We start from the raw sequence: 22,719 nt of genomic DNA, 5'->3' as shown, positions 1-22,719 counted from the left end.
AATTTCTTACTTTTAGCACTATAATTAAACTCATCGTACATTTGTACACTTTCATATTTCTGTTACTATGCTAAAGAAAATATTAATATTCCCATTTGTAATATTAGTCCGTTTTTATCAGCTGGCTATTTCACCATTCTTCCCTCCTGCTTGTCGATACAGTCCTACTTGCTCACAATACACCTTAGAAGCACTAAAAAAACATGGACTTTTTAAAGGTGGTTGGTTAGCTATAAAGCGAATCGCTAGTTGTGGACCATGGGGAGGTAAAGGATATGATCCAGTGCCTTAATTATTATTTAAGTAAACTAGGAACTGAGGAACACAAAACAGGGAGCTAGTAACTGAAATAGAAAACAAAAAACAATGAAGTACTCTTGGGTGTAAACCACAATTACTCTTTTGAGAATAAAGATTATTTCATACATTTATCATCTAACAGTATAAAAAACTATGATACATTCATTACATATGATTTGGAACCCGTCAGAAGGGTTAGATTTAGGATTTATTAAACTGAGATATTACAGTCTTATGTTTGTAATCGCATTTGGTTTAGGATGGTTCTTAATGAAAAAGATATATGATCGCGAAGGACTAAGTGTTGAGAAACTAGACAAATTATTTATCTATACTGTATTAGCAACTTTAATAGGAGCTCGTCTAGGGCATGTATTCTTTTACGATTGGGATTATTATAAAGATCACTTATTTGAGATTATATCACCAGTGCGTTTCACTCCTAAGTTTGAAATCGTTGGTTTTAGTGGATTAGCAAGTCATGGTGCAGCTATTGCTATTATCACTGTTATGTATTTTTACAGTAAAAAGATTATTCAAAAACCTGTACTTTGGATACTAGATAGAGTAATTATCCCTGTAGCAATAGGGGGAGTTTTTGTTCGTTTAGGAAACTTCTTTAACTCAGAAATTATAGGACATGAAACTACAAATGCTTTAGGTATTCGATTTTTAAGAGATAAATTCTCACCTAGAGAAGCAATGGAGATTACAGGAATTCCTGATTATAACCAAGCTTATGACGCGATAGCTCATAATCCACAGTTTGCAGAAGCTTTAAACCTAGTGGTAGCTAAACACCCTACTCAACTTTATGAGGCATTTGGATATATACTTGTGTTCATTATTGTTTACTATATGTATTGGAAGACAGATGCACGCAAAAAGTTAGGTTATATCTTTGGAGTGTTCTTAGTACTACTGTGGATGGTAAGATTTATAGTAGAATATATGAAAGAAAGTCAAGGAGGTTTTGAAGATCAACTAGGCAATATTTTATCAACAGGACAATGGTTAAGTATTCCATTTATCATCGTAGGGATTTACTTATGGGTTACTGCCAAGAATAGAGTATACGAATCATAAATATACAGAGAGCTAATCAATCTAGATTAGCTCTCTTTTTTTTATATTTCTCTCTTGAAAGTATAATAGATCCTTTGTGTTGTACTCCCCATAATACAAGGAGCTGTAGACACTAGCTCCCATCCTTGACTCCCTAGATCATTTAGTGTATCATCGGTCTCCTTCATTTCCATTTTTGCAAAGAATCCACTAGTCACTACTTCAATTGTTTTATATTCAATTCGTTTCATAATATTGTAATTAGTTCATTCTAAGATAATCAATTAAACCCAGATTATGCAATAAACGTATAAACGAAAAGTAATTATACAAAATAGGTCTGAATTAGTGATAAAAGCATACTATAGTATGGTTTTAGAGCTAATGAAAGAACTATGAAGTAGAATTGCTTTGTAGTATTTGGTTAATGCATAATGTGGGTTTAACATTACACCTCGAAATAATTCTATATTGTTTTGGCTGATTCTAACGTACCCTATTTTTAACTAAGGATAAAAATGTTTTAGTTAGTAACATCAATATTATTGGATATTCTTTTCTTTTTAACGAACAATTTCACAGATAAAATCACTACTTTTCTGAATGTAAACAAGGCATTCAATGGATAAGAACTATACGACTCAGGATAGAGGAAATAAAAAAGACTACCAGCAATATTTAGAAGCAATGGACACGATAGCTATCGAGAAGGTGGCTTCTGCAAGTGTGTTCTTTGAGGCCAAAGAGGGAAATGTATTAGTAGATGTAGGAATGGCCTCAGGGACGAGTACAGCTATATTAGCTCAACTATTTCCTAACCTTCAAATAATAGGTATTGATATCAATCCTAAAATGGTTCAAATCGCTGAAGAAACGTATAACCTTCCGAATCTCTCATTCCAAGAAGATGATGGCGAAAAACTATTGACTTTTGAAAAGAATACAATTAGTGGATTCTTTAATTGTTCTGCCATTCACCATATTACTTCATATAACGACTATGACAATAACAGAGCATATAATACACTTCGCAGACAAGTAGAGTTATTGAAAGATAAAGGAGTGCTTGTCATCCGCGATTTTGTCAAAGTAGAACAACAAGAGGTTATACTAGAGCTATCTACTTTAGCTAAAGAGGACAATCCTAGTGATGCAGAGTTGTTCATTCAATTTTCTCAAACGGCTAGATCATTAGCAACAGAAAAAGGTTTTCCGATTGAAGAAATAGAGCCTCTAAAACCTAATACAAGGCGATTTCATGCATTTTATACTGATGTAGTAGAGTTTATTCGTCGCAAAGATTATTATGCGAATTGGGACATTGAGTTACAAGAAGAGTATGGATATTATACACAACAAGAATTTGAAACAATCTTTAAGGAATTAGGATTGCGAATCATTATATCTACTCCTATCTACAATCAATGGATCATTAATAATCGCTATGAAGACCAGTTTACAATCTATAACTTAGCAGGAGAAGAAATAGGCTTTCCTCCCACAAATTATTTGATTGCAGGAGAAAAAGTATCTGGTGGAAAACAGTTACAATTAACTAGACATTTACCAAAAAACAATACACCATTCTTAAGCTTATCTACCTTTAAAAATATAAACACAAATAGGTTATATGATATTGTAAAACGACCAAATAAAGTAATTGATATTATCCCTTACAGAAATAGTGATAGTGGCTTAAAGGTAATCGCAAAACATGGATATCCTCGTCCATTAGCTAATGTCAAAACAGATAGCTCTATCTTAGATAATAAACAATATAGTGGCTATATACCCGAAGGGCTAGCAATAGCTGAAACAGATAATATAAAAACAGAAATAGAGAACAGATTTAATATAAAACTTGGGGAATATGAAACTACTTGTACTTCCCTAAATTACTACACCTCTCCAGGTGGTATCAATGAAAAGGTAACTTCTATATTCATAGAACTACACTCACCTATTTCATTAAATACTCCATTAAACGAAGGGTATTCAGGTTTTAAAGATTCTGGTTATTTACATGAATACGATGCTGTACAACTCCTTAATACTGCCCAAACAGGTGCATTAGTAGAAGCTAGATTAGAATTGAATATCTATAATCTATTTTTAAAGTTAGCTATACCATTACCTAAATGGTTAGGACAAAAAACAGCTATACAAAATGTAGAGAAGATTCAGGCAACTGATTTAGAAAAACTATTACAGTTAAATACAAAAGAATACATCCATAATGACAGTCAAGCTGGTTTCTTAAAGACACACAGAGCTTCTTTTGAAGCAACAGGTATTGATAAAGACGCTGCGATACTAGAATATGTATCCCCTACTCATTATAGTACTAATACTGTAGTGACTCTTCCTGTATTTAAAAACAATGGTACCCTTTATGTAGGTCTAGAAACTAGAAGCCTTCCTGTACCACAAATATTCACTAACAATAGTACGATTATAACGGCACCAGCATTTCGGCTATCTAAAGAGGTTAGAAACTACTATGACCTAGAACAATATCTGAATACCCTGAAGTTTGGCAATAGCAATGTAATTGGATATTCAAAGTTAGGAGAAAAGTACTTTCCTACTATAGGCATTACACCCGAACAAGTATATCCATATATTATCCATCTAGACCAGCTTACTGATACACTACATTGGGTAGAAATAAATGACCTGATGAATAACCTAGACAAGATAGTTGATGCTCATCTTTTAATAGCATTATGTCGCTTACATCATAGTCAACAATAATAACGATTAGATTACTAGCCTAACTAACACTACTCATTGACTAGTCCTAAAATAAAAAAGCCACTCCTTGCGGAGTGGCTTTTTTTATAAATACAAGTTCTAAGATAGAATTAGTTTTTCTCAACTAACATTTCCTCTTGAGCTTCTTTATGTCTTCTTTCGATTTCTTCTTTATCTTTTCTTGGCATAGTATCCACTAATACTGGAGTAGCTAAGAATAATGAAGAATAAGTACCTACAATAATACCGATTAACATCGCAAAGATAAATCCTCTGATTGAATCACCTCCGAATACGAACATGATTAATAATACTAGGATTAAAGTAAGCGAAGTATTAATAGTTCTAGATAATGTAGTATTTACTGAATCATTAACGATCTTATTGAAATCACCTTTTGTTTTACCTGCGATGTACTCACGTACACGGTCAAATACAATTACGGTATCATTCATAGAATAACCAATAACAGTTAAGATTGCAGCGATGAAGTGCTGATCAATCTCCATATGCCAAGGCATAAACTTATATGTTAATGAGTAAATACCTAATACAAAGATAACGTCGTGCGCAACAGAAACAATAGCTCCTAATGAATACTGCCATTTTCTAAAAGAAATAACTAAGTAAATAAAGATAGCAGCCATAGACCCTAATACAGCCCAATATGCATTCTGTTTAACGTCTTTTGCCATACTTGGTCCAACTTTAGAAGCTTGGATAACTCCTAATGTTTTTCCTTCTGTAGCATTAACGAACTCTTCATAAGTCATAGGAGATGAATAGTACCCTTTTAACCCTTCGTATAACTTCTCGTTTACTTCTTGGTCTACTGCAGCACCTTCTTCTTCTACTTTATATTTAGTAGTAAGTTTTAACTGTTGTTTATTTCCGAATACTTTCGCTTCAACATTTACACCAAATACTTCTCCTAGCTTACCACTTACTTCGTTAGCTGTAACTTCTTTATCAAACTTAACTTGGAAAGTTCTACCTCCTACAAAGTCAGTTCCTTGGTCAAATCCGTTGATTGCAAATGAAGCAAAAGAAACCACTACAATGATTAATGATAAACCATAAGTAGCTTTCTTCATTTTTAAGAAATCAAAGTTGAAGTTTGTAAACCAATTTTTAGTAATACTTGTACTGAATGCTAAAGTTCTACCAGCTTTAACGTCTCTATCCATAAAGATACGAGCGATAAAGATTGAAGTAAATAATGAAGTAGCAATACCGATTAACAATGTCGTAGCAAATCCTTTAATAGGTCCTGATCCAAAAGCGAATAAGATAACCCCTGTTAAGATATGTGTAACGTTTGCATCAACAATCGGACGCATAGCACCATGCCAGCTATAAGATTCTTTAATCGTATCTGCAAGACTCATTCCCTTACGCAAACATTCTTTTGCTCGTTCAGAAATAATAATATTCGCATCCACTGCAGTACCCATCGTTAATACGATACCTGCAATACCTGGTAATGTCAATACAGCACCTAAACTAGCAAGGATACCAAATAAGAATAATAAGTTCGCTAATAAAGCAATATTTGCATACCATCCAGCTCTACCGTAGTAGAATGCCATCCAAGCAGCAACAATAATTAAACCAGCCACAGCAGATAACATACCAGCATCGATAGCTTGTTGTCCTAAAGATGGTCCTACGATTTCAGATTGAACGATATCTGCACCTGCTGGTAATTTACCAGCACGTAAGATATTCGCTAAGTCTTTCGCATCAGCAACAGTAAAGTCACCTGAGATAGATGATCTACCACCAGAGATAGGTCCACTAGTAACACCTGGAGCTGAATAAACGATATTATCTAATACAATAGCAATATTAGAATGCTCTGTATAAGCTTTTCCTGTTAACTCTTCCCATACTTTAGCTCCCTTAGGACTCATTGTCATCCCTACTACAGGACGGCTAAATTGATCATACTCATCTTGAGCACCAGTAATAACGCTTCCACTTAAAGGAGGAATACCTTCTCTATTTGTTTTTAAAGCATATAACTCAACTAAATCAGGAGCTTTTTTACTTGGTTTACCCCATGCAAAACGAGCATACTTTTGATCTGCTGGTAATAAGTTACGTACGTCAGCTCTGTTTAAATAAGCATTTACTTTAACTGTATCTTTCGTTTGGAAATAACCTAAGATTGGGCTTCCTTGTTGTCCACCCATTGCGAATAAGTCTAATAAAGGGTTGAATTCTTTATTAGCTGCATTCCCCATAGAGTCTTTTGCTACAGTACCTAATAATGCTTCAACATCTGAGTTAGTTGTTGTATTATCAGTAGCAGTCTCTTTTTGATTAGCTTGCTTTTCAGTTGTTTTTAAGTACTCATTAGCAGCCATGATATAGTTTCCTATTTCATCTACTTTATAAGTTTCCCAAAACTCTAACTGAGCAGTACTTTGTAATAAATTTTTAATACGATCTACGTCTTTTGCTCCAGGAAGCTCAACTAAGATACGCCCTGTATCCCCTAACATTTGAATATTTGGCTGAGAAACACCGAACTTGTCGATACGCTCTCTGAATACACGGTAAGCACTCTCTATAGATTCTTTTACTTTTTTATCTAAGATAGACTTTACTTGGCTATCAGACATTCCAACAGTAATCTCACTTAAGTTTCTGTTTGCAAAAATATCTGCAGCTGCTAATTTTACATTCCCTTTTGATTCTTTATCAAAAGCAGTGTAAAAAGCATCTAAGTAACTTTGATTACCTTGTCTTTGTGATTCAGCTTCTGCTAACGCTTTATTGAACGTAGCGTTCTTTGAATTATTAGCTAAACCTTTTAAAATGTCTTTGATTGATATTTGCAACGTAACATTAATACCTCCTTCTAAGTCTAATCCTTTATTGATTTGCTTAGCTCTCACTTCATTGAATGTTTGTCCTAAAAATACCGTTTGGTTACCAATTGAATCAAGGTATTGTAATTCTTTTGTCGAATCTCCACCAGCAAAAGCTTTCGCTTTATCCTCATAATGGTTGGTAACAAAGGTAAATGACAGTTGGTAAATACTTACCAATGCAAAGATAATTGCAAAAAATTTAACGAGTCCTTTGTTTTGCATTATTACTAAAAATTAATTATTTACTTTTTTTAAAACGAGCAAATATATGATATAGACAATGATTAAGCAATTCTTTGACTAAGAATATCAGCAAAAAGAGCTTTTTTCTATTACATATATTTTAACAATTAAACAATCTTTTACTATTCAATTGTTAATTCCTTATTTGTATCCCTAACAGCATTTGCACTATCTACAAATTTCTGAGATTCTTGCTCATTTAATTTTAATTCTACTATCTCTTCTATTCCTCCTTTTCCTATAACACAAGGAACTCCTATACACAATCCTTCTTGCCCGTATTCACCTTGTAAATATACAGAACAAGGGATTAACTTCTTAAAATCATTTAAGATACTATCCACAACGTTAGCTACAGCTGCTCCAGGTGCATACCATGCAGAAGTTCCTAATAACTTCGTTAGAGTAGCTCCACCAACCATTGTTGATTTACACACCTCTTCTTGTTCTGCTGCTGTCAACATCTCACTTACAGGAATACCTTTATAAGTAGCTAATCTGATTAATGGAATCATTGTAGTATCCCCATGTCCTCCAATAACCATTCCTTCAATATCTCCAACAGGTTTGTTTAGTTTTTGAGATAAGAAATATTTAAAACGTGAAGAGTCTAAAGCCCCTCCCATACCTATTACTTTCTTACGATCTAATCCTGATATTTTTAAAGCTGCTAGAGTCATTGTATCAAGAGGGTTAGTCACTATCACAAAAACAGCATTAGGAGAGTATTTTAAAGCACTTTCCATCACCGATTTTACTACAGATGCATTAGTACCTATTAATTCCTCACGAGTCATCCCTGGTTTTCTTGGAATTCCTGAAGTAACTACTACTACCTCACTATTAGCTGTTAAACTATAGTCATTAGTACTTCCCTTAACAATAGTATCAAATTTAGAGTTAGCTGCACATTGCATGATATCCATTGCTTTACCTTCTGCATATCCTTCTGCAATATCCACTAAAACTACTTCACTAGCGATTCTTCTATTAGCAATAACGTCAGCACATGTAGCCCCAACATTTCCTGCTCCAATAATTGTAACTTTCATAACTTTATATCTTTTTATTAAAAAAAGGTCAAGGCATATAATATGCTTGACCTTTATAATTTTACATATTTAAATACTAAGCATCAATTTTAGCATAAGTAGCATTTTTCTCAATAAAATCTCTACGTGGTGGAACTTCGTCTCCCATCAACATAGAGAATACTCTATCTGCTTCTTGTAAACTATCTATTGTTACTTGTCTAAGAATTCTATGTTCTGGATTCATTGTAGTATCCCATAATTGCTCAGCATTCATCTCTCCAAGACCTTTATAACGCTGAACACTTGATCCACTTCCCATTTTCTCCATTAACTCAAGACGTTCTTCATCTGTCCATGCATATTCTTTACGTTGCCCTTTTTTAACCATATATAATGGAGGTGTAGCAATATAAACATATCCATTCTCTATTAACCCTCTCATATAACGGAAGAAGAAAGTTAAAATCAACGTTGCGATGTGGCTACCGTCCACATCGGCATCACACATGATTACTACTTTATGATAACGTAATTTCTCAAGGTTTAATGCTTTACTATCCTCTTCTGTTCCCATCGTAACACCTAAAGCAGTAAAGATATTCTTAATCTCTTCGTTTTCGAATACTTTGTGCCCCATTGCTTTTTCTACGTTAAGAATCTTACCTCTTAATGGTAGAATTGCTTGGAAGTTACGATCACGTCCTTGTTTTGCAGTTCCTCCCGCAGAGTCTCCCTCCACTAGGAATACTTCACATTTAGAAGCATCTTGTTCAGAACAATCAGACAACTTTCCAGGTAGTCCACCACCGACCATAACAGTCTTACGTTGAACCATCTCACGTGCTTTCTTAGCAGCATGTCTAGCCTGAGCAGCTAAAATAACCTTTTGAACAATAATCTTAGCATCATTTGGATGTTCCTCTAAGTAGTTCTCTAGCATTTCTGCTACAGCCTGACTCACAGGGGATACAACCTCTCTATTTCCTAGTTTTGTCTTTGTTTGTCCTTCGAATTGAGGCTCCATTACCTTCACAGAGACAATTGCAGTCAACCCCTCTCTAAAGTCATCACCTGTAATTTCGAACTTAAGCTTATCTAACATTCCTGAAGCATCTGCATATTTCTTCAATGTTCTAGTAAGCCCCATACGGAATCCTTGTAGGTGTGTTCCTCCCTCATGCGTATTAATATTATTCACATAAGAATAAATATTCTCTGCATAAGTATCATTATAAACTAATGCAACTTCAACAGGGATTTCTCCTTTGTCAAGTTCCATAGAGATTACATCTTCAATAATCGGCACACGACTACCATCTAAGAATTTAATAAACTCTTTTAATCCTTCTTTAGAAAAAAATACTTCATGTTTAGGCTCACCATTTTCTTCAATTACTCTTTTATCAGTAAGTGTTATCTTTAATCCTTTATTCAAGAAAGATAACTCTCTTAAACGCCCAGCTAAAGTATCATAAGAAAACTCTAGAGTCTGTGTAAAGATAGTATGGTCAGGTTTAAATGTAACCGATGTTCCTCGTTTATCTGTTTCACCAATAACTTTTACTGGAAATAAAGCTTTACCACGCGAATATTCTTGTTCGTAAATTTTACCTTCACGATAAACAGTTGCTCTTAACAAATCAGATAGTGCGTTCACACACGATACCCCTACTCCGTGAAGACCTCCAGATACCTTATAAGAATCCTTGTCAAACTTCCCTCCAGCACCAATCTTTGTCATTACTACTTCTAATGCAGACACTCCTTCTTTTTTGTGGATGTCCACTGGGATACCACGTCCATTATCTTCTACAGTAATAGAGTTATCCTCGTTTATAGTAACGCTTATTGTATCACAATAACCAGCTAAAGCCTCATCAATTGAGTTATCAACCACTTCATATACTAAATGGTGTAATCCTCTTACTCCTACATCACCAATATACATCGAAGGACGCATCCTTACGTGTTCCATTCCCTCAAGAGCTTGAATGCTATCCGCTGAATAATTATTCTTATTTGTTTCTTGGCTCATAATAATAATAATCTAAAATATCTAACGTACAAATATAACAATTATCAAAGACTTTATCAACTCTAAACAAGCCTAAAATACATATATCTCACAAATAAAAACAAAAAAACGCAGATGTTTTCACACCTGCGTTTTTTTGTTTTTATAAAGGACTTTTACATTAATTCATGAATTGTAAATTCACAATTGTTAAATGTAAATCTCTCATGTACTTTTCTTCCTAATAACTCCTTGGCGATTGGAGCATCCATAGAAACGGCTAATACAGAACGGTCGTCTAAAACAATTTTTGGCAAAGCTGCTGAGAAAAATAAATACACTGAATTTACTTGTACTAAACTTCCAAATTCTACTACAGAACTCACTTTTTCATCATCTATTTTAGCAACTATATCTCGCATAGCTATATTTTCTAAAATCTTCTTACTCAAGTTTTCTTGTTCTAAATGCATCATTGACAAGCCTGTCTCGTGTTTGTCTCCTGCAGAACTTTTGGCGTCGTTCTGCGCGTCGATTGTCAAATCTTCTACAATTCCTTGCAACGCTTCCACCTTGTCATTTAACCGTTCTAAACAAATTGTTTTTAACTTCTTTTTTAATGTCATCATTACGTCTTTAAAATTTCTTTCTTTGCGAAATCGAAAGAAAATACATGTTTTGTTGTTTGTAACGACAAAAGTAAGTTATTAATCAATGAAAAAAAACAGTATTGTGCACCTTTTAGCGAATTTTAGTCATAAATTATCAGTTTTTAGCTTTTTTTCTGATTACAAAATCTCAAAAATCGAATTTATACATTGCTCCTCCCATAATCTGTACACCTTGCACCTTAAAGTTATCCCATTGATTATATTTCTGATTAAATAAGTTATTGGCTTTTAAGAATAGAGTCCAATTTTTAGTTGGCCTATACCCTACTTTCATATTTAAATCAACATAATCTTTCAATTCTACAACTGATGGATCTTCCCAAGTATTATAGTCTCCTATAAGCCCAGTAGAATCAATTACAAAAACATCTTTACGCTTACCTACATAAAACACATCTACACCTGCAAACCATTGTTCTGTAAAATCAAATTTAAAATCAGCTCCTGCTTTTACTTTTGGTAAATTCCAAGCTTCTAAAGAATTTGTATTATAGTTATTATACTCTCCATGAACTCCTATAGAAACATTCTCTTCGAAGTCAAAACGCAATTCACCAAATAAATTCAATGTTTTAACATCTCCATATTGCACTCCAAATGAGTTTCCAAACATATATGGTATTCTACTTCTATTCAAAGTATATTCATTGTGCAAAAACATCGCTTTGTCTTTCTCTCTTTTGTAAGACCCCTTGATGTTATAAGAGATATTATTATCTAATTTTCCTTTTAATCCAAGATAAATATCATACTTCTTATCAGTAGGCGTAATTAGAATATCTGGGGAAATGAAAGGGTTTTCTTCTGAAAACTGTTGAAAAGAGTTTTGTTGCAATCCTCCCTCTATTCCTGCATAAGTCACTAATAATCCAGGAACTAAATCATAAGATGCTTTAACTTGTGGATAGATATAAAAGTTATTCTCTGATTTACCAGCTAATTCTCCATTATTAAAGAAAACACCAACTCCTACTTGTACAGAATAGTTGTCATCTCTAAATGTAAGACTAGGTTGAGCTCCAAGGTTTAAATGATTATACTTCGTTGTTTCCCCTACAAATGAGTTTTTATATGATGTTCCTACATAATCAACAACAACCCCTACATTCAATTCTCCAAAGTCCAAAGCTGTTTTTACATTTGGTCTAATCTTAAAACGATTTTCTACCGTTCCAAAATCATCCCAAAAATAATCATATCTAAAATCCAATCCTGTAAAAGGGCTATTTCTAAACTCTAAAGCTCCATTTACAAAAACATTTTTATAGTGTTGAGATTCGTCTATTCCAGAAATATCACCTTGATTGAAGTCGATTTGTTTCGTTGGTAATCCATAATAATTACTCAATTGGTATCTAGCACCTGCTTCTACTGTCCAACCAAAATTCTTTAATTGTCCACCATAAACCAAACCTCCTTTTGTATTAGAGAAACTATCATCTAGAAGTAAATTCTTAATCCCTCCTTGAGAAGAAAAGTGACTAGCATATCCTGCTAAAAAACTATTCTTATTTAAGTGTTGACTTAAGAACACCTCTCCATTCAGATTAGTATAATTACCTGCAGAAAAAAGAGCATAATTATTAAAGCTTTTTAACCTACTTGTTCTTTCTACTTCTGCTGCTTTTCCTTTCTCAGGTACAAAAGTAGATGCTACAGGAAAAGAACTAATAGTATAAATTACATCTTTCTTGTTACCTGTAGTTTCATCGTCATTATTAGCTGTAGTACGAACTTTAAAAGCATCCGAAATTGTTGCATCATAAGCCCTTACTACATTAACAACCTCTGTACCTAATTTACTTGCTTCCGTATTTTTATCTTGAGCATAACCTGCTATTCCCCCTAGAGTTAAAACAGATAATATCGTATATATATTCTTATTGTTCATTATAATATCTTCTATATTAAAATTATTGAGCAATCGAAGAGTTTCGTTTAGCCTCTTGCGCTGTTATTTTTTGAAGTTCCTCTTTAGCTTCTTTCACCACATCTGGGTAGTCAGTAAAGTTTTTAGTAACGCTTTCTAAAATATAAGTAGCTTGATAACTATCTTTTAATTGATAGAAGTTCTTTGCCATTAATACTAATCCTTTAGCACCATAATACTTATAACCTGAATAGTCTTTTGCTAATTTCTGTACACTCTCATTAGACGCTTCATACTTAGCCTCTTTATTCTTAAAGTAAGCATCATAATACATCGCCTCTGCAGCTAACTCTCCTTTTGCTATCTTCAATACCTCTTGATAACCTTTCTTTGCTTTAGCTTCATCATTAGTAGCCATAGCCGTTCTAGCAATAACTATTTGTGCATCACCTTTTACTTTATTATCTGTTTTAGCCATTTTTAATACAGCTTCAGCATATTGAAGAGCTTCACTATAGCTATTTTGCTCATAGCTCAACTTCATTAGATTAGACTTAGCGAACACTACATTCTGTTCTTGTGCTGCCTCTGCATCTAAACGTTTTAAAGTAGTTATAGCCTTAGCAGTATTTTTATTTTTCAAATAAATCTCAGCCAAACGAGCAAGAGAAATCTCTGAGAACTCATTCTTATCCTTAGAAATTACAACTTCATAATGAGCAGTAGCCTTATCTAGATTATTCTCTGCAAAATACATTTGCCCTAAATAGAAATGAGCTTGTAACGCCTTTTGTCCCGTTGGGAAACTTTTTAGGTATTTCTCATATCCATCTATAGCCGATTGTGTATTATTTTGAATATACTGTTTTTCAGCCGACTCATAAGTATCTTTATCTAGTTCAGCATCGGTTACTTGAATAAAAGAAAGACCTTTAACCCATGCAGCATATTCATCTACCTTTCCATTATCCACATAGATTAGTCGTGCATTTTGAACCGCTTCGATAGCCTCAGAAGATTCCGGAGACTCTTTTACCACTTGTTTAAATTTAGCTAACGCTTGATCAGGTTTATTGTCGTTATAGTTAATCAAACCTTGTCTCAAGATAGCTCTTGCTTTATAACTTGATGTAGGATAATCTTTCAACATCTTATCAAAAGCACTTAACGCCTTTTGACTTTGATTCATAACGTCATAAGTCACCCCTATCTCATATTGAGCATCATCAGCCAAATTAGAAGTTGGGTAATCTTTCACAAACTTCGCTAAGTCTTCTATTTTACGAGGATTACGATCTACGAATCCATAGCTAATTGCCTTTTGAAAACGTGCATATTCTACATCAGCTTTATTTGCCTCTATAACTTTATTATAAGCCTCCATCGCAGGCCAATACTTCCCAGTAACAAAATTACAATCTCCTTGTCTTAGATAGGCATCTAGACGACGCGCCTCATCTTTAGGATTTTCATCTGTGTATTTTTTAAAATAATCCGCTGCTGTAGCATAGTCTTTCAATTTGAAGTATGAATACGCTAAATTATAATACAAATTATTACGTTCAGACAATCCCTTAGACGCTGTATTTTGATCAAATGCTTTGAACTGAGTGATAGACTCATTGAAGTCATTTAAATAAAACAATGTCTCACCCTTCCAATATTGAGCCTTTGCAGTATACTTTAAATTTTGCTTCTCTGCTAAAGATTTATCAAAAAGACTTAATGCTTCCTTATAATTCCCTTCATTGAACAATTCTTGACCACGCAAGAATGTCACTTGTTGATACACCTCTTTATTTCCTACAGAACGATTCTTCTCTAATAGAACTAAAGCCTCTTTATAGTTTTTAGAAGAAACATATGAGTCGATTAAAAGACCTTCTATCTCTCCGCGATAAGACGAATTAGGATATTTACTAATATAAGCATTTAATACAGCAGGTGTACTCTCATAAGCATTCCCAATATCATAACTAAGTTTCGCATAGTTTAAGAAAGCATCCTCTTGAATACCTGCGTCAAAACGCATTTCAGAAGCATTCTTAAATGCATTTAATGCCTGCGTCTTTTTATGTGTTTGAAGATAACTTTCCCCTAAGTGGTAATAAGCATTCTGTGCAATACCATTATCTCCACTGATAATTTTATTAAACTGCTCAATAGCCTTAGGATAATCTTTTGATTTATAATAAGTGTACCCTAATTGATAGAAGTCAGTATTACTCCACTTCCCTCCTTTACCTTGATAAGCTAATAAATGAGGTAGTGCTTTATCATATTGCTTTAAGTTAAAATAACTCTCCCCAACTATTTTAGACAACTCTGATTTCTCTTCAGGAGTCGCTTTTGTCATTTGAGAAGTTCCTTGTTCTATAGCCGTTTGAAAGTTTCCTGTCTTAAAGCTCATGTCTGCTTGATAGTACCCCATCTTCTCTTGGTAAGAAGACTTAGTTTCTACTTTGTCAAACAATTTTTTTGCATCGTCAAAATTATCTGAGTCATAAGCAATATATCCTAGATAATATGTTGCTTGCTCCCCCCATTCTCCACGAGTATTTACTTTCTTTAAATAGCGTTCTGCTTCTTTTTTATTCTTTGTATAGAAGTAACTATATCCCTTCTGAAAGTTAAAACGATCTAACTTCTTCTCATTAGTAATTGCGTTTTCTTTCACTTTTACAGCATATTGCAGGGCTTTAGGAAAATCTCCTTTGCTGAAATAATAATCTGTAACCTCTACATAAGCCTGATTTTGCTTAGAACTAGTAGGGTACTTCTTCACAAATTCATCTATCTTATCTTCAGCTCCTTCTTGATTTAACTTAATAGCACAATACGCGATATAATAAGCACAATCAGCCTCTACCTCCGTATTTTCGCCTACATGAGCTTGTTTTACTTTCGTGAATAATAATTGCGCAGCTAAATATTGTTCTTCATTATACAATGCTACAGCATGATTATAATCAGCTAATCTCTCTACATAAGCAGCTGATTGTTGAGCACTTGCAGTTATACTCCCCAGTGCAAGAGTTAATAAAGTTAACCTATTATTTTTGTGCATTTCCATTCAGATTTATATAACGTCAAATATATCATTTTATACTCTTTTAAACTTATTTTTCAGCAATATATTGCCCTAATTGTTATCAAAAATATATTTAAATTGAAATTACACCTCTTCCATAGTAATAAAAAAACATGATAAATTATATCTTTTTGAGATTTAATAAATCGCATTTCACAAGAAAATAGCAAAAAACATAATAAAGAAACACTCCTTAATACAAAAAATCCCAATTCAAAAGAATTGGGATCATATAAAAAGTCTTTATTACAAATAGGAAGATAACAATCCTAAGATAATAGGAGCTAATACAGCAGTAAAAATTCCATTAAAAATCATCCCCACACTAGCGAAGGCTCCATACTTATTACTCACCTCCATTGCCTTCATCGTACCCATTGCATGAGAAGAAGTCCCCATAGCAATACCTTGTGACATTGGATTACTTATTCGAGTAAGGTTAAGCACCTTAAATCCCACCATACTACCAAATATCCCCGCTATCATAACAGCAGCGGCAGTTACAGACGGAATACCATTAACTGACTTAGATATCTCTAAGGCTATAGGTGTACTAACTGACTTAGGAGCTAGTGATAAAATAATCTCTTGATCTGCGCCTGTCATCTTAGCTAGTATCACTACTGACACTACCCCCACAACACATCCTATTAATTGACTAATTAAAATAGGAAACAACTGTTTTTTAATTTTTTCCCACTGTACATATAAAGGAACTGCTAAGGCTACAATAGATGGCTTTAAAAAGAAATCAATATACTTACCTGCCTCTTCATAATTTTGATAAGGAATCTTTAAAAGATATAAATACCCCATCAAGACAACCATAGACAAGATAATAGGATTAAATATAATCCATTTTTTCTTTTCACTCAAAGCTATTCCTAAAGCATATAAAGCTAAAGTTAGGAATAATAAAAATGTTGGATTGGCTAAAAAATTCATTTCTTTTTTCTTAATAATTGATGAGTAAATCCAGTTACAAAAATCACTATCACTGTACTTACCAGTGTAGCCACAACAATAGATACAATCGACTGACTAAGAATTCCGAAATAGTTCAACATAGCCACACAAGGTGGAACAAAGAATATCCCCATGTTTTTAATTAAGAAGTTAGTAATACCACCTATTGATTCTACTTTTACCCACCTCAGTTTTAACATTGTCCATAATGTGATTAAACCGATGATACTTGATGGTAATTTTAATCCTGTGAGATACACCACTAACTCTCCAAAGGCTAGACAACCTATCACGATTGCTACCTGCTTAATTAAATTCATTTTGTTTAAATATTTATCACAAAATTACTAAATACAATCTCTATAAAAGAAACAAAACAGATAAAAATAAATTATTTAACAACTACAAATCTCGCCAAAAGACATCACTTCAACAATAAACAAGAACCAATCACTTAGCTTTTTGGTAACTTTTACTTAATCTTATATTCAAAAAATTAGAGCAATTTTGTCATGTAATCAAAAAGAAAAATATGTAAACAAAATATAGATTAAATTGGTTAGTTAGAACAAAAGGAGAGATCTACAGCAGATCTCTCCTTTTGATTTAACTACTTACTACATCAGTTTATTTTACATTATTTACACTCCACAATAAGACCTCAATCTATTTTTTTCTTAAAAACGACATCCGATATAGATATTTTCAGCTCAACTATACTTTATTATTGTTTATCTTAGTATTTTTACCACAAAATACACGATTATTATGTCTAAAACAGTTTTATCCCTACAAGGAGTTGATATCTACCAGAACAAGCATAAAGTACTTTCTAATGTTAACTTAGAAGTAAATAAGGGAGAATTTTTATATATAATCGGAAAGACAGGTGCAGGTAAAAGTAGCTTTATGAAAACGCTGTATGCAGACCTTCCTTTAGAAGTAGGCGAAGGCTCTATCGTAGACTATGACCTGAAGACCTTAAAAGAAAAAGATATTCCATACCTAAGAAGATCACTAGGCATCGTATTCCAAGACTTTAAACTACTTCCTGACAGAACAGTCTATGGAAACTTACACTTTGCCTTAAAAGCAACTGGTTGGTCAGAAAAAGAAGCGATGGATAGAAAAATACACGAAGTATTAGACAATGTAAATATGCTAGCACATATCGAAAAAATGCCTCACCAACTATCAGGAGGGGAACAACAACGTATTGCTATAGCAAGAGCATTGCTAAATGATCCTGATCTAATCCTAGCTGATGAACCAACAGGTAACTTAGACCCTCAAACTAGTGCTGAAGTAATGGAACTTCTACTTAAAATTAATAAGAATGGTAGAACCATTATCATGGTAACACATGATTATGCCTTGTTATTAAAATTCCCTGCTAAAACATTAAAATGTGACGATGGTACCCTATTCGAAGTAGTACACAGAACATCACAAAATTAATATACAAAAAGACTATCAGCATTGATAGTCTTTTTTGTTTTATCTTAACTCAACCTACTCCATTTAAATCAAGAGTAAAAGACAAATCACTACTATATTTTATTTAATTGAAGAATAAGATCACTATACGATACCGCAACTAAATCTTCTTTAGTCAACTCCATTAGATTGAAAAAACAATCACATTGTTGCTTTAAATCAACTCCCTCTTCTACTCCGATATTACAAGCTTCTACTTCCACAAAGCACCCCAATCCGTCTACCTGATCTAAGTGAACACTAACGTTCTTATACTTTAAGACCTTACGCACTTTAGATACCTTTACTTTTATACCAAACTGCAATTCTAATATTGCACCTAACGCAGCATCTTTCTCATGTTTATAATAAATAACATCCGAACTCTTCGCTTCCTCCCCATTTACACGATTATAATAAATCAAAGAACTATACTCATCATACTCACGAAGCTTCACTCTTCCAATAGGGACGTTATAATAAGTATCCACTTGCTTATATACCCCATCTAGAATGAGCTCTAATCCTTTTAATTTATCTTCTATGCTATCTAAGTCAGCTACACGTGCTTTAAATTCCACATTCTGTAATTCCATCTATCTCTTTTTAGGTTCTAGCAAATATAACCGATTAAAATAAAAAAGCCTCACTGCATACAGTAAGGCTTTTAAATATATTAAGTAAGATAAATCAGATTTGACAAACGTTTATTATTTTACTTTATTAACGATAGCTGCGAAAGCTTCTGGGTGATTCATAGCTAAATCTGCAAGAACTTTACGGTTCAATTCGATATTGTTAGCTTTTAATTTACCCATGAATTGAGAATAGCTCATTCCGTGTAATCTAGCACCAGCGTTGATACGCATGATCCATAATGAACGGAAGTTTCTTTTCTTTTGTTTTCTATCACGGTAAGCATATACCATTGCTTTTTCTACCGCGTTTTTAGCTACTGTCCAAACGTTTTTACGTCTTCCAAAGAATCCTTTGGCTTGCTTCAAAATTCTTTTTCTTCTTGCTCTTGAAGCTACTGAGTTTACTGATCTTGCCATTTCTTAAAAATGTGTTTTTTGTAGTGGGCGGTTATGTTTCAAACACTTCTAAACTTTCATTTGCTCCACTCCAGGGTTATTAAATAATTTTAACCGGAATTAAGATTAGATTAATCTTAATTGATCTTTGATACTGTTTGTATCTGCTTTAGACACTAATCCAGAGTGTGTTAAAGCTAATTTACGCTTTTTAGATTTTTTAGTCAAAATGTGACTTTTGAAAGCGTGTTTTCTTTTGATTTTTCCAGAACCAGTCAACTTGAAACGTTTCTTAGCACTAGATTTAGTTTTCATTTTAGGCATTATTTCCTAGGTATTAATGATTATCTTACTTAACTATCTTAATATACTTAAATACTATTTTTTCTTTTTAGGTGCGATAAACATAGTCATACGTTTACCCTCTAAAACTGGCATAGTTTCCACTTTCCCGAATTCCTCAAGATCTTGAGCTAATCTTAATAATAAGATTTGTCCTTGATCTTTATAAATAATCGAACGTCCTTTAAAGAATACGAATGCTTTTAACTTAGAACCCTCTTTCAAGAATTTCATTGCATTCTTCTTTTTGAACTCATAATCGTGCTCATCTGTTTGAGGACCGAAACGAATCTCTTTTACAGTGATTTGAGTCGATTTAGCCTTTAGCATTTTTTCACGCTTCTTCTGTTCGTAAAGGAATTTGTTGTAATCAGTAATTTTACAAACAGGAGGTTCAGCATTTGGTGAAATCTCAACTAAATCCAATTCTAACTCCTCTGCTAAACGCATTGCGTCAGCAAGTTTATATACACCTGTTTCGACGTTGTCTCCTACAAGACGAACTTCAGGAACGCGGATGGCATTATTAATTCTATGCGCATCTTTCTTTTCTTCGCGAGGATTTCTTCCTCTGTTTTGTCTTATTGCTATGGCTATAAAATTTTATGTGCTTGTTCACCAAGCGTTATACTATTTTTACTCTCCAAATTGTTTAATAGAACTATTTACCTCTTCTTGTACTTGAGCGATAAAATCTTCTATCTTCATTGTCTGATTAGATTTACCAGAATCACCGTGTCTTCTTACAGAAATCGTACCGTTTTTCTCTTCATCTTCTCCTACAATTAACATGTAAGGGAATTTTTGTACTTCAGCTTCTCTAATCTTTTTACCGATAGTCTCATTACGGTTATCTACCAGCGCGCGAATTTCGCTATTTTCTAGCAAATTTAAAACTTTTTCGGCATATTTTTCATATTTCTCACTCAAAGACAGGATTATAGCCTGCTCTGGCATTAACCATAGTGGGAAATTACCTCCTGTATGCTCTAAAAGTATCGCTATAAAACGCTCCATAGAACCAAATGGTGCTCTGTGGATCATCACTGGACGATGCAACTCATTATCTGATCCTTTATAACTTAACTCAAATCGCTCTGGTAAGTTATAGTCAACCTGAATGGTTCCTAACTGCCAGCTTCTACCTAATGCATCTTTTACCATAAAGTCTAATTTAGGTCCATAGAAAGCAGCTTCTCCACTCTCGATCACATAATTAAGTCCTTTATCTTTAGCTGCATTGATAATAGCATTCTCAGCTTTTTCCCAATTCTCTACACTACCGATATACTTATCAGGGTTACTTAAATCACGTACTGATACTTGTGCTGTAAAGTTCTCAAATCCTAACGACCCGAATACATATAATACTAAATCAATTACTTTTTTAAACTCTTCATCTAATTGTTCTGGTGTACAGAAAATATGTGCATCATCTTGAGTAAACCCTCTTACACGAGTTAATCCGTGTAATTCTCCTGATTGCTCATAACGATACACTGTTCCAAACTCAGCAAAACGCTTAGGTAAATCTTTATAAGACCATGGTTTTGCATTATAAATCTCACAGTGGTGAGGACAGTTCATTGGTTTTAATAAGAACTCTTCTCCCTCTACTGGAGTATGAATTGGTTGGAAACTATCTGCTCCATATTTTGCATAGTGCCCAGAAGTAACATATAATTCTTTTTGTCCAATATGAGGAGTAACTACTTGCTCATATCCAGCTTTCTTCTGTGCTTTACGCAAGAACTGCTCTAATCTATCTCTTAACGCAGCACCTTTTGGCAACCATAATGGTAACCCTTGTCCTACTTTTTGAGAGAATGTAAACAATTCTAATTCTTTACCTAATTTACGGTGATCACGTTTTTTAGCTTCTTCTAATAAAGCTAAATACTCAGTTAAATCCTTTTGTTTAGGGAATGAAATACCATAAACACGAGTTAACTGTTTATTCTTCTCATCTCCTCTCCAGTATGCACCAGCAATAGATAATACCTTAAATGCCTTAATAATTCCTGTATTAGGAATATGACCTCCACGACATAAGTCTGTAAAAGTGTCATGATCACAGAAAGTAATCGTACCATCAGCTAGGTTCTCTATTAACTCAACTTTATAAGGGTTTTCTTCTTTTTTATAAAACTCTAAAGCTTCAGCCTTAGTAGCAGAACGCATAGTAAAATCATGCTTACCACGCGCTATCTCTAAAACCTTATCCTCTATTTTCTTAAAGTCAGCATCTGTTACTTTATAATCCATGAAATCTACGTCATAATAGAATCCATTAGCGATAGCTGGACCTATTGTTAACTTGATTCCAGGGTATAGATCTTGTAAAGCTTGCGCCATTACGTGTGAAGTAGAGTGCCAAAAAGCTTTTTTCCCTTCATCATCATTCCATGAATATAAAACTAGACTACCATCCGTGGTCATAGATGTCGTGGTTTCGATGGTGGTACCATTGAAGTTTGCAGAAATAATATTCCTAGCTAAACCTTCGCTTATACTTTTTGCAACATCGAAAGGAGTTATGCCTGAAGCAAACTCTTTCACTGAACCGTCTGGTAATGTAATTTTTATCATAATAATTTTAAAAAATAAAATGCAAATATACGGGTTTTACCATAGAATCGCAACATTTAGCACTGCTTAACTCATTTTTTTTAACAGTAAAATAATAAAGTGCATCTAATACTTACCTCATTAAAAAAAGAATACTTTATCAATCTCATTATTTCGGCGCTACTCTTAATACCTTTAAGCAAAAACAATCACTCATCTTAGCTATCTATAAAGCAGACTAAAGTTCCTTCTTCCCTATCTAAAACATTTGTTTAGATTGACATCAATCCTACTAACACCAATCCTGACACACATCTTCCCTCTCTTATTTAAAAATTGACCATCAAGATTTATATCTATCTCAAATAATATACACTTTTTTTCATTCATTACCAACTCAAAATAAATTAGT

At 33.5% G+C, this 22,719-nt stretch carries 18 protein-coding genes; 4 read left to right on the top strand and 14 right to left on the bottom strand.

All coding sequences use genetic code 11. From position 1 onward, the window contains the following. Positions 1-67 precede the first annotated feature (67 nt). Positions 68-292: a membrane protein insertion efficiency factor YidD gene (gene yidD, locus MODO_RS16235; RefSeq protein WP_006259273.1), complete on the top strand. Its 225-nt coding sequence runs from the start codon at positions 68-70 to the stop codon at positions 290-292. A 161-nt stretch (positions 293-453) separates the two neighbouring features. Beyond that, on the top strand, positions 454-1,386 hold the full coding sequence (gene lgt, locus MODO_RS16230; protein ID WP_006259274.1) for a prolipoprotein diacylglyceryl transferase: 933 nt from the start codon (positions 454-456) through the stop codon (positions 1,384-1,386). A 41-nt stretch (positions 1,387-1,427) separates the two neighbouring features. Here the strand turns inward: lgt and MODO_RS16225 are convergent, their stop codons facing one another. After that, positions 1,428-1,616, bottom strand: a complete 189-nt coding sequence (locus MODO_RS16225) for a DUF4177 domain-containing protein (protein ID WP_006259275.1) — start codon at positions 1,614-1,616, stop codon at positions 1,428-1,430. Between the two features lie 370 nt (positions 1,617-1,986). Between MODO_RS16225 and MODO_RS16220 the strand changes: the two genes are divergently transcribed. Further along, on the top strand, positions 1,987-4,119 hold the full coding sequence (locus tag MODO_RS16220) for a class I SAM-dependent methyltransferase (RefSeq protein ID WP_006259276.1): 2,133 nt from the start codon (positions 1,987-1,989) through the stop codon (positions 4,117-4,119). A 110-nt stretch (positions 4,120-4,229) separates the two neighbouring features. Here MODO_RS16220 and secDF read toward each other — a convergent pair whose 3' ends face one another. The 8 genes from secDF to MODO_RS16180 form a co-directional block, all read right to left on the bottom strand. Continuing rightward, entirely contained in the window at positions 4,230-7,220 is a 2,991-nt protein-coding gene (gene secDF, locus MODO_RS16215) for a protein translocase subunit SecDF (RefSeq protein ID WP_006259277.1), read from the bottom strand. Positions 7,221-7,363: 143 nt separating this feature from the next. Beyond that, positions 7,364-8,293: a malate dehydrogenase gene (locus MODO_RS16210; RefSeq protein WP_006259278.1), complete on the bottom strand. Its 930-nt coding sequence runs from the start codon at positions 8,291-8,293 to the stop codon at positions 7,364-7,366. A gap of 76 nt (positions 8,294-8,369) precedes the next feature. Next, the gene (gyrB, locus tag MODO_RS16205; RefSeq protein WP_006259279.1) at positions 8,370-10,310 is read right to left on the bottom strand and encodes a DNA topoisomerase (ATP-hydrolyzing) subunit B; all 1,941 of its coding nucleotides are present in this window, start codon (positions 10,308-10,310) and stop codon (positions 8,370-8,372) included. A gap of 155 nt (positions 10,311-10,465) precedes the next feature. After that, positions 10,466-10,918: a hypothetical protein gene (locus MODO_RS16200; RefSeq protein ID WP_006259280.1), complete on the bottom strand. Its 453-nt coding sequence runs from the start codon at positions 10,916-10,918 to the stop codon at positions 10,466-10,468. Between the two features lie 169 nt (positions 10,919-11,087). Continuing rightward, on the bottom strand, positions 11,088-12,851 hold the full coding sequence (locus tag MODO_RS16195; RefSeq protein ID WP_006259281.1) for a TonB-dependent receptor: 1,764 nt from the start codon (positions 12,849-12,851) through the stop codon (positions 11,088-11,090). 22 nt (positions 12,852-12,873) lie between these two features. Then, positions 12,874-15,897: a tetratricopeptide repeat protein gene (locus tag MODO_RS16190; RefSeq protein ID WP_006259282.1), complete on the bottom strand. Its 3,024-nt coding sequence runs from the start codon at positions 15,895-15,897 to the stop codon at positions 12,874-12,876. Positions 15,898-16,167: 270 nt separating this feature from the next. Beyond that, entirely contained in the window at positions 16,168-16,866 is a 699-nt protein-coding gene (locus MODO_RS16185) for an LrgB family protein (protein ID WP_006259283.1), read from the bottom strand. Then, positions 16,863-17,207 (bottom strand): CidA/LrgA family protein, encoded by a 345-nt coding sequence (locus MODO_RS16180; protein ID WP_006259284.1) that lies wholly within the window; start codon positions 17,205-17,207, stop codon positions 16,863-16,865. Before MODO_RS16180 ends, MODO_RS16185 begins: the two co-directional genes overlap by 4 nt. Positions 17,208-17,655: 448 nt before the next feature. On the opposite strand from MODO_RS16180, the gene MODO_RS16175 reads away from it, so the two are divergent. After that, positions 17,656-18,345 (top strand): cell division ATP-binding protein FtsE, encoded by a 690-nt coding sequence (locus tag MODO_RS16175; RefSeq protein WP_006259285.1) that lies wholly within the window; start codon positions 17,656-17,658, stop codon positions 18,343-18,345. A 92-nt stretch (positions 18,346-18,437) separates the two neighbouring features. Here MODO_RS16175 and MODO_RS16170 read toward each other — a convergent pair whose 3' ends face one another. From MODO_RS16170 to thrS, 5 genes are all read right to left on the bottom strand, one after another. Further along, positions 18,438-18,959 (bottom strand): class IV adenylate cyclase, encoded by a 522-nt coding sequence (locus MODO_RS16170; RefSeq protein WP_006259286.1) that lies wholly within the window; start codon positions 18,957-18,959, stop codon positions 18,438-18,440. Positions 18,960-19,073: 114 nt separating this feature from the next. Then, positions 19,074-19,418: a 50S ribosomal protein L20 gene (gene rplT / locus MODO_RS16165; RefSeq protein WP_006259287.1), complete on the bottom strand. Its 345-nt coding sequence runs from the start codon at positions 19,416-19,418 to the stop codon at positions 19,074-19,076. 105 nt (positions 19,419-19,523) lie between these two features. Continuing rightward, positions 19,524-19,721 carry a 50S ribosomal protein L35 gene (rpmI, locus tag MODO_RS16160; protein ID WP_016361612.1) on the bottom strand — a complete coding sequence of 66 codons (198 nt, stop codon included), beginning with the start codon at positions 19,719-19,721 and terminating at the stop codon, positions 19,524-19,526. A 54-nt stretch (positions 19,722-19,775) separates the two neighbouring features. After that, positions 19,776-20,330, bottom strand: coding sequence for a translation initiation factor IF-3 (gene infC / locus MODO_RS16155; RefSeq protein ID WP_198032310.1), 555 nt, complete (start codon positions 20,328-20,330; stop codon positions 19,776-19,778). Between the two features lie 45 nt (positions 20,331-20,375). Next, positions 20,376-22,328 carry a threonine--tRNA ligase gene (gene thrS, locus MODO_RS16150; protein ID WP_006259290.1) on the bottom strand — a complete coding sequence of 651 codons (1,953 nt, stop codon included), beginning with the start codon at positions 22,326-22,328 and terminating at the stop codon, positions 20,376-20,378. Between the last annotated feature and the right edge of the window lie 391 nt (positions 22,329-22,719).

This window comes from Myroides odoratimimus (genome assembly GCF_001485415.1).
Classification (GTDB): domain Bacteria; phylum Bacteroidota; class Bacteroidia; order Flavobacteriales; family Flavobacteriaceae; genus Flavobacterium; species Flavobacterium odoratimimum.
The sequence above is the reverse complement of the archived record's forward strand: the minus strand, read 5'-3'. Positions and strand labels throughout refer to the sequence as shown.